This window comes from Agrobacterium vitis, from assembly GCF_013426735.1.
Lineage (GTDB): Bacteria > Pseudomonadota > Alphaproteobacteria > Rhizobiales > Rhizobiaceae > Allorhizobium > Allorhizobium vitis_D.
This window is the reverse complement of sequence record NZ_AP023272.1, coordinates 3,631,788-3,643,546: the sequence shown is the minus strand read 5'-3', so window position 1 is coordinate 3,643,546 and position 11,759 is coordinate 3,631,788. Positions and strand designations below refer to the sequence as shown.

The window sequence follows — 11,759 nt, the reverse complement described above, 5'->3', positions numbered from 1 at the left end:
GTATGAATGTTCATTATTTGTTCCGTTTATGAAAGTGAGTCAATGCAAATCTATGAGGCATCAGGACAGCACCGGAACGGTTAGGCATAGAGGCTGTCGGAATCTGTGAGAGAATCCAAATATATCCGGAGTTTCCGCGGTGAGAGTGCTCACCAGACGCGGCACAGAAATTTTTCGCTGAGGGGCTGGAGCCGCAAGAGCTGCGGCAGATGTGCATGCCTTTGTCGAAGGTCGCAGGCTGGATGACCATACTCATTTGATGCGGACCCATATGATGCGGCCTCATGCGATGCGGTGCTTCAAGAACGGTACCAAAGCCAGGATCGAGTGTAGGAAGGCCGATCGAACTCTCTTTGGTGCGCCCGATTTGATGAACTCAAGCTGCTGATTACATGGGGCGGTATCAGGCCCGTGGCTGGCTGGGACACACGCCTGTAGGCTTTGATCTGGTCTGCTTTCGGTCGTGATTTGAAATGCAGGTTCAGTTCTGTTTGGGCTGAACGCTTTCATTCTCGACGCTTTTTGCGCGTTTTCGCTCTCCGGCCCTCGGCGCATGCGGGGTCTTGTTCCAGAAGAACGGTTTGGTTTTCAGCTCGATCATCGCCCGCCAGGCGGCAATGGATGTCATCAGCCAATAGAGCGGAATGAACAGGTAGCGTTTGCCGATGCGGCGGCGTTCGAATTCGGTCATGGCGGCACGGCCGAGGGCCAGGAAAATCAGGTAGCTGCCGAGAATATTCACCAGGTCGATCCAGAACACCGTCAGATCGCGCAGGGGAATGCCAGTGGCAGGCGGGTTGGCCATGCTGTAGATGGTCATGGTCAGGAACAGCAGAAGGGCGGGATGGCTCAGCGATGATAGCAGCATGCCGCCAATCATCAGATGAAAGACGGCAAAGGCCGATCCCCCCATTTCCTTGCAGGCGACGCGCGGTTCGCGCATGACGATCAGCCATGTCTGTAGCCAGCCCTTGAACCATCGGCTGCGCTGGCCCATCCAGATGCGGCTGCTGACGGGTGCATCTTCAAGGGTTTGCCGGGTGATCGTTTCACAGCGATAACCAGCCCGGAACAGCCGCAGGCCGAGATCGGCGTCCTCTGTGACATTATAGGGGTCCCAGGCACCGACATCCTTCAAGGCCTCGATACGGAAATGGTTGGACGTCCCGCCGAGCGGCAAGGGCATGCCATGATAGGCAAGCATTGGCAGGGTGCCTCGAAACAAAGCCGCGTATTCGAGCGCAAACAAGGCACTAATCCAGCTTTCATCGCCATTGGCGATGATCAGCGGCGCTTGCAGGCAGGCCACTTCAGGTGGGCGGGACAGGAAATGGGCATAGGCCTCCTTGAGTTGGGCGGGATGCGGACGGTCCTCGGCATCATAGAGGACCAGGAAATCACCACGTGCGCCTGACAGCGCATAGCTGAGCGCCTTCGGCTTGGTGCGCGGTCCAATCGGCGGGGTTGGGATGATCTCGATATGGGCCGGGATGTTTGCCTCCGCCAGCGCCCCCAGTGTGTCAAGGTCGTCCGCCTCGCAAACAAGCTTGATGTCCAGCTTGGAAACCGGCCAGTCCAGCCGCAGCAGCCCGTCTATCAATTGCGGTATCATGCTGCTTTCCCGGTAAAGCGCCACAAGAACGGTATAGACTGGAAGCTCCACCGAGGCGGGCAAGACGGGGGGAGGGGCTGCCGCTCCGATTCTATAGGCCAGGGTCGCGGCTCGAAAGGCGAGCATGCAAAGATAAAGCAGCGATGTCAGAATATGCATCACCGCCAGCGCGTCATAGCCAAAGGTGGAACAGGCGGCGAGTGTCGCCGTTAGCAGAGATCCCAACCAGAAGCCTTGTTTGCCGGTCAATACCATGCGCGCCGAGGACAGTGGTGCCGTATCGAACAGATGCGCCGTGGCTTTTTCCACGCGGTGCCGGGCGCCAGCCTGCCAGATCGCACCGGAAAGGGCTCTCGGTGTGGTGATGGCAAGCGATGCTCGCAAATCAGGAGCATGCGCGAGCCGCTCCTTCAAGACATGGAATTGCCGTGCCTCGGGAACGATGACGGTGATCGGCGCGCGGACTTTGTCATGCAGCCGCAATAGGCCCGGCTTACGCAATTGGCTGTCCATGTGGTCGGAATAGAGAACTTGCTCCACCGGAAGCACCGGCAGAAAGGGCAGGTCGAGATGCCGGGCGAGGGCGGCGTAATAGTCCTGCGCCTCCATGTCGCCAGTGGCCAGAAATTCCTGCTCTATCGATGTGCCATGGGCAAGCGCCTGCTGAATGAGACGCGACAGGAGCGGCTTTGGAAGCCCGAGCTGCTTCAGCACGAGCACTTCCTCGCCGAACCGTTCGACCAGATCGACGGAGGATCGCAGCAGGGGCGGTTCAGGCGCGGAAAGGGAAAATGAAAAAGAGGATATATGTGAAAATGGCGCGGCGCGTTTCCTCGCCGCGATTCCTTTGCTAAACAATAACCGTACCTCACACCCCATTTGCCTGCCCGAAAGCGATGATAATGAGCCGGTTGAAAGTTACATCCCTGAAAACCAAGGGGCGCATGAAGGCAATCACTGTATTGGCTGCTTTGACCCGTGGTGTGCTCCCTTTTCTATCCCTGGGTCTCGCACCCTTGCCCGTTCAGGCACAGGCGCTTCCGTCTCCGCAATCGGTGCCGGTCCTGTTCGATGCGCGGGCGCGGTTGCCGAAGCCGGATCTATCGGTGCTGCTGCGGTTGCGGTTTCTCACCACGGTGGATTTTCCACCCTTCAGTTTTCTCGATCAGACCGGCCATTTGACCGGCTATAATATCGACCTGGTCCGGGAGATCTGCCGCGAACTGGATGTCGAGGCGAAATGCGAGGTTCAGGCCGTGCCGTTTTCCGATATGGAAATCGCGCTGCTGAGCAAGCATGGCGATGCTGCGGTGGCGGGCATGGCGGTGACGGCAGGGTTGCGGCGGGATTTTGCCTTTTCCAGACCTTATCTGATGTTGCCGGCCCGTTTCGTTGTGCCGCGTGACAATCTCGGCAAGGCCGATACGCCTGCGGCATTGGCCGGAAAGCCGGTCGGCATCGTCACCGGCACGGCGCAGGAAGCCATGCTGAAGGCATTTTTCCCGGCGATCACGCCGGTGGGTTTTGCCGATCAGGCCGCCTTGATGGATGCGCTGAAACAGAAAAAAATCCAGGCGGCCTTCGCCGATGGATTGCAGCTCTCGTTTTGGCTGGCCAGCACCTCATCCGCCCAATGCTGCGCTTTCCTCGGCGGGCCTTTCCTGTCACAGCAGTTTCTCGGCGAAGGCATGACCATCATGGTGCGGAAGGAAGACGGCTTTCTGGCCGCCGCCTTTGACTATGCGCTGGTCTCCCTGTCGCGTAAGGGCAGGCTGGACGAATTGTCCCGCCGGTATTTTGCCGAGGGATTTTACTGAAATATCTCAAGCAGGTGTTTTATGGCTTGCGATAGCGCGCAATGGCGCTGCGCTCGATGGCCGCGCAGGTCAGCTTGTCCAGGCCAAGACGATCACGCAGCAATTGCAGCAGGCGGATTTCCTCTGGCAGGACAGTATGATCGACAGCGGCAACTTCGACGGCCAGCGCATAGGCCGTATCGTAAAGGCGCTCCGGCAGCGCGTCGCGGATGGTTTCCAGGGTGATGTCCAGTCCTTCTGGCCCAGCCAGCATAGCACCGCAGCGTCTGGCCACATCCAAGACGGTGCTTTTATCGAAGCCTTCAAACACCGGCGTGCTGGAGACCAGATTGCCGATCCGCTCAAGTTCCCGGTCGTCCATGGCATTGTCGACGGCAGAGGTCATCACCATTGCGAAAATCAGGGCATCCTGAAGGGTCACCTGGGGGGTCATGGAAATTCTGTTCCTGTCATTTGCTTTATCGTATTGGGCCTATCTTATAGGCCATCTGGATATGGCCGAAGACCGGTTCGTCTTGAAGAATGGCGATTGCCCTCTGCCGTTTCAAGAGGCTGGCATTCTGCCTCAGCAGACCCTTTATGAAAATCGAGCGAATGGCAAATAATTCCTACTGACTGACCCAGATGATTCGGGCGATCCATTCGACGTCCTGCATATCCAATACCCGGTTCGGATGGTCGGGATTGATCGAAATAAGATCAACGGTCCGCGCCGTCTGGCGGCCCAGTACCTTCGCCATGACCTCGCCATCGCAGGTTTTGACGACGACCCGGTCGCCCCGGCGCACAGGCGCACCTGGCTCAACGATCAGAATGTCGCCATCGCGATAAAGTGGCTTCATGCTGTCGCCCTGAATTTCCAGGGCATAGACGCCCGGCTTGGCGGAAGTCGGTAAATCCACCAGATCCCAGCCTTGTCCGGCCGGAAAACCGCCATCGTCGAAAAACCCGCCCGAGCCCGCCTGGGCCAAGCCAAGCAGTGGAATCGTGCCGATCTGCGGCGGGAAATTGCCATCCGGCAATATGTCGTGAACGGCATTGCCCTGATGGTGGTCATTGCCGATCAGCGTGACGAATTGATCGATCCGCGCACCTGTCGCTTCCAGCACCTTGGCGATGGATTCGGTCGATGGCCAGCGCATGCGTCCATCCGGCCCGACCCGCTTGGACTTGTTGAACGAGGTTGGATCCAGACCGGCCTTTCGTGCCAGGCCGGACGGCGTCAGATGATACTGCTCGGCAAGCCGGTCAATCGCATTCCAGATTGTCTCGTGTGAAAGCATATCCCGCCAAACCCCGGCATTTATCAGCCGTCGACAAACGGCTTCGACCCACCTCGCCATATATCGGCCAAATGCGGTCGAGAGTAAAGATCTTGGAGGAATAAAATCCTCGATTGTTCCTGTTTCTGCGCACAAGGCCCAACTCTCCTCATGCCACGACGATGCGGACTGAGGAGAGCGGGCAGATCGGCATCAGGCGAGGAAGATGAAAGCCAGTCCTGCCCTCAAGCGACCATGGCCATATTGAGCCGCCCCAGTTGGATGACCGCCTGGGTTCGGCTATCGACCTTGAGCTTGAGCAGAATGGCGGAGACATGCGCCTTGATCGTGGCTTCCGAAACGCTGAGTTCATAGGCGATCTGCTTGTTCAGCAAGCCTTCGCACAACATGCCGAGCACCCGGTTCTGCTGAGGGGTGAGTGTGCGCAGCCGTGCCATGATATCGGCCAGTTCCGGGTCCTGTTCCTGATCCTCGACATAGGATGAAGGCGTGAAAATATCGCCGTTCAGCACGGTCTGGATCGCGGAGCGAATGTCATCGATGCCAGAGGATTTGGAAATGAAACCGGAAGCGCCAAGCTCCAGCGAGCGGCGTATCGTGGCGCAATCGTCGGTGGCCGAACAGATAATGATCGGCAGGCTGGAAAACTCCGCACGCAAGGCCATCAGGCCGGAAAAGCCGCTGACGCCTGGCATGGCCAGATCAAGCAGCAGGACATCGGCATCTGGATGCTGATCCGCCGCCAGTCGGGCCGCCTCGAAATCGCCAGCTTCGACAATGTCCTGCCTGCCATCCATGCCGCTCACGGCTTGCCGAAGCGCGCCGCGAAACAAGGGATGATCGTCCGCGATAATGATTGTTTGCTCAGCCATCGTCTGCCCCCTCCCAAGAGCTTTCGTTGTGCAGCACCGCTCGCGTCTGTCGCGTCGGGATGTTAGTTTAACGTTTGTTCTGCTGTTTGTGCAAGCGGGAACACCGAGGCGGCGTCCGATCGCCCAATTCCCGGCTCTAATCCTGTGCAGAAGGGATGCAAGATAGCATTCTATTCATAGGGTTGGGTCAGGAATTAAATAATACCATAGATTGCTTTGGGTGAACAATACATCAAGCCGAAAATGGCGGTTACGAAAATGATCATGCCTGGAGTGTGCTTTGATATATTGATGCCAGCCGCTTCAGGGCTATGTGATGGCCAGCGCCATAGGGGACGAATTCGGTTCATTTCCGCCGTCTGATGCTGTCTGGCGTGGACAAGACGTTGCTGTTGGGGCAAACCGGCGCAACGCTCGTGTCCCAAGATCGCGATAAGGATGACATCATGGCAAATGCAATCTACAAGATCGTGCCAGACGCCCTCTGGCAAAAGGCCCGTGCCGATGGTGTGTTTGCCGGTGCGCCAATCGATCTCCAGGACGGTTTCATCCATTTTTCCACTGCGATCCAGGCGAAGGACACCGCAAGGTTGCATTTTGCCGGACAGCAAGACCTGTTGCTGGTCGCGGTCGATGGGGAGGCACTGGGAGCGGCCCTGATCTTTGAACCTTCCCGCGGCGGCGCGCTGTTTCCGCATCTTTATGCGCCCTTGCCGCTCTCCGCTGTTTTATGGGAAAAGCCGCTGCCGCTTGGAGAAGACGGCCTGCACCAGTTTCCGGAGGACATGGCATGATCGATCCGTTCAAGCGCTTTGCCCGCCCGGGCCTGTTTCTGTTCGATGCCGAAACCGCCCATGGCCTGTCGATTGCCGGTTTGAAAACCAGCCTGATGCCGAAATGCCACTTGCCGGACGATCCCCGGTTGGCGCAGACTGTTGCTGGTCTGCATTTTCCCAACCCACTCGGCATGGCGGCTGGCTATGACAAGAATGCCGAAGTGCCGGACGAATTGCTGGGTCTCGGCTTCGGCTTTGCCGAAGTGGGAACGCTGACGCCAAAGCCGCAGGGCGGTAATCCCAAGCCCCGGATTTTCCGGTTGGTCCGCGATGAAGCCGTCATCAATCGTCTCGGATTTAATAATGAAGGGCATGAGGCGGCCTTTGCCAGGCTGAAGGCGCGATCAGGCAAGCTGGGCGTGGTCGGCATCAATATCGGCGCCAATAAGGATGCCGAGGACCGGATTGCCGATTATGTCACGGGCATTCGGCGCTTTTATCCGCTGGCCAGCTATTTCACCGCCAATATTTCCTCGCCCAACACGCCGGGCCTGCGCGATTTACAGGCAAAGGACAGTCTCGGTCATTTGCTGGATGCGGTGCTGGCCGCCCGCGCCGATGAAGCGGCCAAGGCGGGCCGCCGGGTGCCGGTTTTTCTAAAGATCGCCCCTGATCTGACCGAGGAAGGCATGGATGACATTGCCGAAGTGGTTCTGGCCCGCGATCTGGATGGGTTGATCGTCTCGAACACCACGCTGTCGCGCGATGGCCTGACGGATACAAGGCAGGCGGGCGAAGCGGGCGGATTATCAGGCAAGCCCCTGTTCGAGAAATCGACGGCGGTGCTGGCCCGTATGCGCCACCGGGTTGGACCGGCCCTGCCGATCATTGGCGTTGGTGGTGTTTCCTCGGCGCAGACGGCGCTGGAGAAAATTAAGGCCGGTGCCGATCTGGTGCAGCTCTATTCCTGCATGGTGTATGAAGGGCCGGGCCTGCCCGCCGCCATCGTCAAGGGTCTCTCACAGGCGTTGGACCGCGATGGCATTGCCTCGATTGCGCAGCTACGTGACAGCAGGGTCGATTACTGGCGGGCGCTAAAGGTCTGATCGCGGCGGCTTTTAAGCCGTAGCGCTAGGAAAAGGCCGCGAAACGCCAGAAACAGGTTGAGCGCCAGCCATAGTCCGTGATTGCCCAGCAGCGGCACGAACAGCGCCAAGGCAAGAAGATAGCCGGCAAAGGCCGCCAGCATCATGTTGCGCATGTCGCTGGACCAGGCGGCCCCGATAAAGACCCCATCCATCTGGAAGGCCAGCGCTCCCGTTAGCGACGTGATCGCCGCCCAGGGCAGAAACTCGCGTGCCACACGGCGGACTTCTTCCGCTGTCGTCATCATGTCGATAATCGCTCCACCCGTGCCCAGGAAAAACACCAGGCTGGTGAGCGCCAGTCCGAAGGACCAGAGGCTGGTGAGCCTGACGGCCTGGTCGAAGGCCGGGCGGTAGCGGGCGCCGACGGCTCGACCGACAATCTGCTCGGCAGCATTGGCAATGCCATCCAGATAGAAGGAGGCAATCATAAAGAAATTCATCAGCAACGCATTGGCGGCAAGGGTTACGGCGCCAAAGCCGGTGCCGATCCGGGTCAATAGCGTGAAGGCCGCCAGCAGCACAAAGCTGCGGATCAGGATGTCGCGGTTAAGCGCGAACAATTGGGCGAGCTTGTTGCGATCCAGCAATTCGGCCAGTGACGGAAACAGCGTCCTGTCGGTACGGGCCAGAATGATCGCCAGCCCCGCCAGCGTAGCGGTGGCTTCTCCGGCCACGGCCCCCCACGCGACGCCGGATACGCCCCAGCCAAGATGAAGACCAAGATAGATTGAAAGCAGAATATTGACGCCGTTCAGCGCAATTTGCAGGCCAAGCGCCAGCGCGCCTTTGCCGCGCCCCAGGATAAAGCCCATGATGGTGAAGTTGGCGAGCGTCAGCGGCCCGGCCAAGATGCGGGTGGAAAAATAGATCGACGTCACTTCAGCCACCCGTCCCTGTGGCCCCATCAGCGCCAGCCCGGCCTTGAGCAGCAAGGGAGATAGCAGCAACAACAGCAGCCCAATGCCCAGCGACAATATCATGGAGCGACAGAACACCGCCACCTGATCGCGTGCATCCTGACGGCCATGCGCTTGGGCCACCAGCGCGGTGGTGGAGGCGCGCAGGAAGTTGAGGCTGGCAAAGACCAGATCGAACAGCACGGCACCAATTGCCAGGCCCGCAAGCGCTGCGGCTTCGCCGGTTCGGCCAATGACGGCGGTATCGGTAATGCCCAGAAGCGGTGTGGTGATATAGCCAATGGTCATCGGAAGGGCGATAGCCAGCACGCCGCGATGGGTCACACGAAAAGCGCGGTCGGGGGGATTGGCGATGGTCATCAAAGGCTCCAGCAGGCGAGGAACGGCCCGCCGAAGCCCTTTATCACCCGATTCTTAAGCGAATGCCAGTTGGTGGCGGTCCCATTTCGCTGTCTGGACGTGGCGTGCCGGACAGAACCATGGCCCAATAGGGCTTGTTACCGCGTGACGGTATGCGCGCCACGGCCACACCCAGCCCGTGATAGGGGCCGAGCATGTTTTCCAGATGATGGGACGAGTTGATCCAGGCCTGCATGGCGGCATCCGCCGTCTGCTGCAACATGGCGACATTTTCAGCCGCTGGAAGCTGGACGTTTCCTGAGCGCATCCGCGCGCCGAAACTGTCGCCCATGCCGATCAGATGCGCCATTTTCTCAGCCTGGGCCATGCGATTGGCCTGGAACATCGCGGCCTTGGCGGCCTGCGGATCGCTAACCAGCACCGGCTTGCCGTTCTTCTGGCGCAATGCGTTGACCATCGGCAGGAAAGCGGCGGTCTCGTCCTCAACATCTGAGGGGGCGAAAGGCTTGAGCGCAGGCGTGGCGCAACCGCTCAACAGAGCTGCAAGCCCAAGGCCGCCCAGCGCCAAAAGCTCGCGGCGGCCAGCCTTTGGCGTTGAGGCAGCCTTTGGCGTTGAGACGGCCTGGGGCATCAAGAGGGATTTGGATCGCATGTTATTTCCGCAGATTGAGAAGCCGGATCAGGATGAAAACCGGAATGACGATACTGGCGCCCAGCAACAGATAGTCTCCGAACTGGCCCAGCGCCGCAAAGCCCTTGTGCCAGACATCCAGGACGAAATGCCGGATACCCTCAATAATGTCATAGGGGTAAATGCCGAATATCCGCATGACAAAGCCGACGATCACCGAAACGACGAGCAGTTTGATGATCGTTCGGCCAATCGAATCGCCCAGAAATCTGTTCACGCCATCGGTCATGGCCTAGTCTCCTGTTTCCCGCTCCGTTGAGCATAGGCCCACATAAGCATTGGATTATGGCGGTGCAAGCACGATGAGGGCTGTTGTTGGTGGTGGCGAGATTCCGCTTGCGTTTTTCAAGGCTTGCTCCATTGCTCCGCAATCGTATTTTGAGGATCGTTCGACATCCATGCACGGCATCCAGCCCGCCTTTGGCCATATCCCTTCAGGACAGCGCTCTTCCGGCGATATCACCGCTGACCGCCGCGCTGATTATGCCCGGATGCTCTCGGAAAGCGGCGATCACGCCGCTGCCGCAGAGCTGATGGAACAGGCGCTGGAACGCGCACCGGCCTGGGTGGCGGGGTGGTTTCTGCTGGGGGAATACCGGGCCAAGGCGGGCTTGATCGAGACGGCAGCCGATGCCTATCGGCAGGTGCTGGCGCTCGACCCCGAGGATATTTTTGCCGCCGGGCTGAAATTGGTGCTGATCGGCGCGCAAGCCATGCCCGAAAAACCGCCGAGCCGCTATGTGGCGGCGCTGTTTGACGATTATGCCGACCGCTTCGACACTGCCCTCGTGGACAAGCTGGACTACCGGGTGCCGAAAAAGCTGGCGGCGATGATTTCACGGATTGGCGGTGCGGACCGGCGCTATCGCCGCACTGTGGATTTCGGTTGCGGCACTGGCCTGCTGGGTATGGAACTGCGGCCAAGAGTCGATCATCTTGAGGGTTACGATCTGTCGTCGGCCATGCTGGCCAAGGCACGGGAAAAACAGATCTACGATGATCTGGCGATCGCGGATTTGTCGCTTGATGCGGATGCCTGCGGCCTGTTTGGTCCCGGAAAGGGCGAACACGAGGGAAGAGGGCGGGCTGATCTGGTCACGGCAGCCGATGTGCTGATGTATCTTGGCGCATTGTCCGGCGTCTTTTCGCTGGCGGCGGATCTTCTGGAGCGGGGCGGCTATTTCGCTTTTTCTGTCGAAAAACAGCTGGGAGAGGAGAGTTTCAGCCTGGCGCAGTCGCTGCGCTACCAGCATAGCGAGGCCTATGTGGTCTGCGAACTGGAAGCCAAAGGCTTTACCCTCCTCGAAAGCCAGCAGGAGGTCATTCGCATGGATGGCGGAAAACCCATTCAAGGCATTCTGTTTGTTGCGGCTAAGAGCGGCTGAAAGACCGAATATTGCGATCTTGCCGATAGGTCAGTCTTGCTGACGCAACCCGCTTGAAACCTGCCGGATTTCAGGCATCCTGATGGATCATACGAAGGGTCATTGAAGATGACTCTTCGTATCCCTTTTGCAAATATCTCAAGCGTCTGCTGCATTTGAGATATTTGCAATGCCTTCAAGGCGAGGATGCGTGAGCATCTTCGAGCCTTGGAATAGAACTGCGGAAAATCCGCCTGTCCAGATGGAGAATGGTGATGGCATTAATGAGCAATCTGTTCGGCATCTGGAACGACAATCCCGCCCGTCACAACCGGGCCGAGGATATCCAGGGCATTATCTGCGGCACGATGATTTCGGCGCTCGGCCTCTATCTCATTGCCAAGATCGGCCTTGTCACCAGCGGCATGGCGGGTCTTGCCTTCGTCATCCATTACTGGACGGGCTGGAGCTTCGGCCTGGTGTTCTTCCTGCTGAACATGCCTTTCTACATTCTCTCCATCAAACGGGTCGGCTGGGATTTTACCCTCAAAACCTTCGTGGCCGTGGCGCTGACCTCGTTTCTCGTCGAAATCGAAAGCCGTTTCATCGTCATCGAGAGCATCAGCCCGGTCTGGGGCGCTATCCTCGCGGGTCTCCTGCTCGGCTTCGGCCTGCTGGCTCTCTACCGCCACCGCGCCAGCCTCGGCGGCATTGGAATCCTCGCGGTCTTCGTCCAGGACCGTTTCGGCATTCAGGCGGGATTGGTGCAATTGGCCTTTGATGTCGTGGTCATGGCGCTCGCATTCACTGTGGTCAGCCCATGGGTGGTTGGCTGCTCGATTATCGGGGCTGTGGTGCTGAATGTGTTCGTGCTGATCAACCATCGGTCGGATCGGTATATTGCGTTGCGGTGATGGAA

12 protein-coding genes are annotated in these 11,759 nt (G+C 58.7%); 5 read left to right on the top strand and 7 right to left on the bottom strand.

Annotation, left to right across the window (positions count from 1 at the left end):
- Window positions 1-481: 481 nt before the first annotated feature.
- On the bottom strand, window positions 482-2,326 hold the full coding sequence (locus tag H1Y61_RS16965) for a glycosyltransferase family 2 protein (RefSeq protein ID WP_235680778.1): 1,845 nt from the start codon (window positions 2,324-2,326) through the stop codon (window positions 482-484).
- Between the two features lie 188 nt (window positions 2,327-2,514).
- On the opposite strand from H1Y61_RS16965, the gene H1Y61_RS16960 reads away from it, so the two are divergent.
- The gene (locus tag H1Y61_RS16960) at window positions 2,515-3,429 is read left to right on the top strand and encodes a transporter substrate-binding domain-containing protein (RefSeq protein ID WP_174109916.1); all 915 of its coding nucleotides are present in this window, start codon (window positions 2,515-2,517) and stop codon (window positions 3,427-3,429) included.
- 19 nt (window positions 3,430-3,448) lie between these two features.
- Here H1Y61_RS16960 and H1Y61_RS16955 read toward each other — a convergent pair whose 3' ends face one another.
- The 3 genes from H1Y61_RS16955 to H1Y61_RS16945 form a co-directional block, all read right to left on the bottom strand.
- Window positions 3,449-3,862, bottom strand: coding sequence for a tellurite resistance TerB family protein (locus H1Y61_RS16955; RefSeq protein WP_015914840.1), 414 nt, complete (start codon window positions 3,860-3,862; stop codon window positions 3,449-3,451).
- Window positions 3,863-4,037: 175 nt separating this feature from the next.
- Window positions 4,038-4,712, bottom strand: coding sequence for a S24 family peptidase (locus tag H1Y61_RS16950; RefSeq protein WP_174109918.1), 675 nt, complete (start codon window positions 4,710-4,712; stop codon window positions 4,038-4,040).
- Window positions 4,713-4,936: 224 nt separating this feature from the next.
- On the bottom strand, window positions 4,937-5,584 hold the full coding sequence (locus H1Y61_RS16945) for a response regulator transcription factor (protein ID WP_015914842.1): 648 nt from the start codon (window positions 5,582-5,584) through the stop codon (window positions 4,937-4,939).
- A gap of 446 nt (window positions 5,585-6,030) precedes the next feature.
- Between H1Y61_RS16945 and H1Y61_RS16940 the strand changes: the two genes are divergently transcribed.
- Together H1Y61_RS16940 and H1Y61_RS16935 are read left to right on the top strand one after the other, a co-directional pair.
- Complete coding sequence (locus H1Y61_RS16940; RefSeq protein ID WP_087727255.1) at window positions 6,031-6,378, top strand: DUF952 domain-containing protein; 348 nt, start codon at window positions 6,031-6,033, stop codon at window positions 6,376-6,378.
- The gene (locus H1Y61_RS16935; protein ID WP_180573276.1) at window positions 6,375-7,466 is read left to right on the top strand and encodes a quinone-dependent dihydroorotate dehydrogenase; all 1,092 of its coding nucleotides are present in this window, start codon (window positions 6,375-6,377) and stop codon (window positions 7,464-7,466) included. The genes H1Y61_RS16940 and H1Y61_RS16935 overlap by 4 nt, the downstream gene beginning before the upstream one ends.
- Here H1Y61_RS16935 and H1Y61_RS16930 read toward each other — a convergent pair.
- Genes H1Y61_RS16930 through H1Y61_RS16920 form a run of 3 tightly spaced genes read right to left on the bottom strand, consistent with a single transcriptional unit; the run spans window position 7,442 to window position 9,705 of the window.
- Complete coding sequence (locus tag H1Y61_RS16930) at window positions 7,442-8,788, bottom strand: MATE family efflux transporter (RefSeq protein ID WP_409363946.1); 1,347 nt, start codon at window positions 8,786-8,788, stop codon at window positions 7,442-7,444. The genes H1Y61_RS16935 and H1Y61_RS16930 overlap by 25 nt on opposite strands.
- A 40-nt stretch (window positions 8,789-8,828) precedes the next feature.
- Window positions 8,829-9,416 (bottom strand): CAP domain-containing protein, encoded by a 588-nt coding sequence (locus H1Y61_RS16925; RefSeq protein WP_180574542.1) that lies wholly within the window; start codon window positions 9,414-9,416, stop codon window positions 8,829-8,831.
- Window positions 9,417-9,438: 22 nt separating this feature from the next.
- Complete coding sequence (locus tag H1Y61_RS16920) at window positions 9,439-9,705, bottom strand: DUF6460 domain-containing protein (protein WP_087727225.1); 267 nt, start codon at window positions 9,703-9,705, stop codon at window positions 9,439-9,441.
- A gap of 169 nt (window positions 9,706-9,874) precedes the next feature.
- Here H1Y61_RS16920 and H1Y61_RS16915 point away from each other — a divergent pair, with 169 nt between their 5' ends.
- On the top strand, window positions 9,875-10,861 hold the full coding sequence (locus H1Y61_RS16915; protein WP_409363987.1) for a methyltransferase domain-containing protein: 987 nt from the start codon (window positions 9,875-9,877) through the stop codon (window positions 10,859-10,861).
- 254 nt (window positions 10,862-11,115) lie between these two features.
- On the top strand, window positions 11,116-11,754 hold the full coding sequence (locus H1Y61_RS16910) for a YitT family protein (protein ID WP_180573274.1): 639 nt from the start codon (window positions 11,116-11,118) through the stop codon (window positions 11,752-11,754).
- The last annotated feature ends 5 nt before the right edge of the window (window positions 11,755-11,759 follow it).

Bases quoted from the DNA above. Each gene is read 5' to 3' on its own strand.
- H1Y61_RS16920 (WP_087727225.1), bottom strand. From the start codon at position 9,705: ATGACCGATGGCGTGAACAGATTTCTGGGCGATTCGATTGGCCGAACG.
- H1Y61_RS16945 (WP_015914842.1), bottom strand. From the start codon at position 5,584: ATGGCTGAGCAAACAATCATTATCGCGGACGATCATCCCTTGTTTCGC.
- H1Y61_RS16925 (WP_180574542.1), bottom strand. From the start codon at position 9,416: ATGCCCCAGGCCGTCTCAACGCCAAAGGCTGCCTCAACGCCAAAGGCT.
- H1Y61_RS16955 (WP_015914840.1), bottom strand. From the start codon at position 3,862: ATGACCCCCCAGGTGACCCTTCAGGATGCCCTGATTTTCGCAATGGTG.
- H1Y61_RS16940 (WP_087727255.1), top strand. From the start codon at position 6,031: ATGGCAAATGCAATCTACAAGATCGTGCCAGACGCCCTCTGGCAAAAG.
- H1Y61_RS16910 (WP_180573274.1), top strand. From the start codon at position 11,116: ATGGCATTAATGAGCAATCTGTTCGGCATCTGGAACGACAATCCCGCC.
- H1Y61_RS16960 (WP_174109916.1), top strand. From the start codon at position 2,515: ATGAGCCGGTTGAAAGTTACATCCCTGAAAACCAAGGGGCGCATGAAG.
- H1Y61_RS16950 (WP_174109918.1), bottom strand. From the start codon at position 4,712: ATGCTTTCACACGAGACAATCTGGAATGCGATTGACCGGCTTGCCGAG.
- H1Y61_RS16915 (WP_409363987.1), top strand. From the start codon at position 9,875: ATGCACGGCATCCAGCCCGCCTTTGGCCATATCCCTTCAGGACAGCGC.
- H1Y61_RS16935 (WP_180573276.1), top strand. From the start codon at position 6,375: ATGATCGATCCGTTCAAGCGCTTTGCCCGCCCGGGCCTGTTTCTGTTC.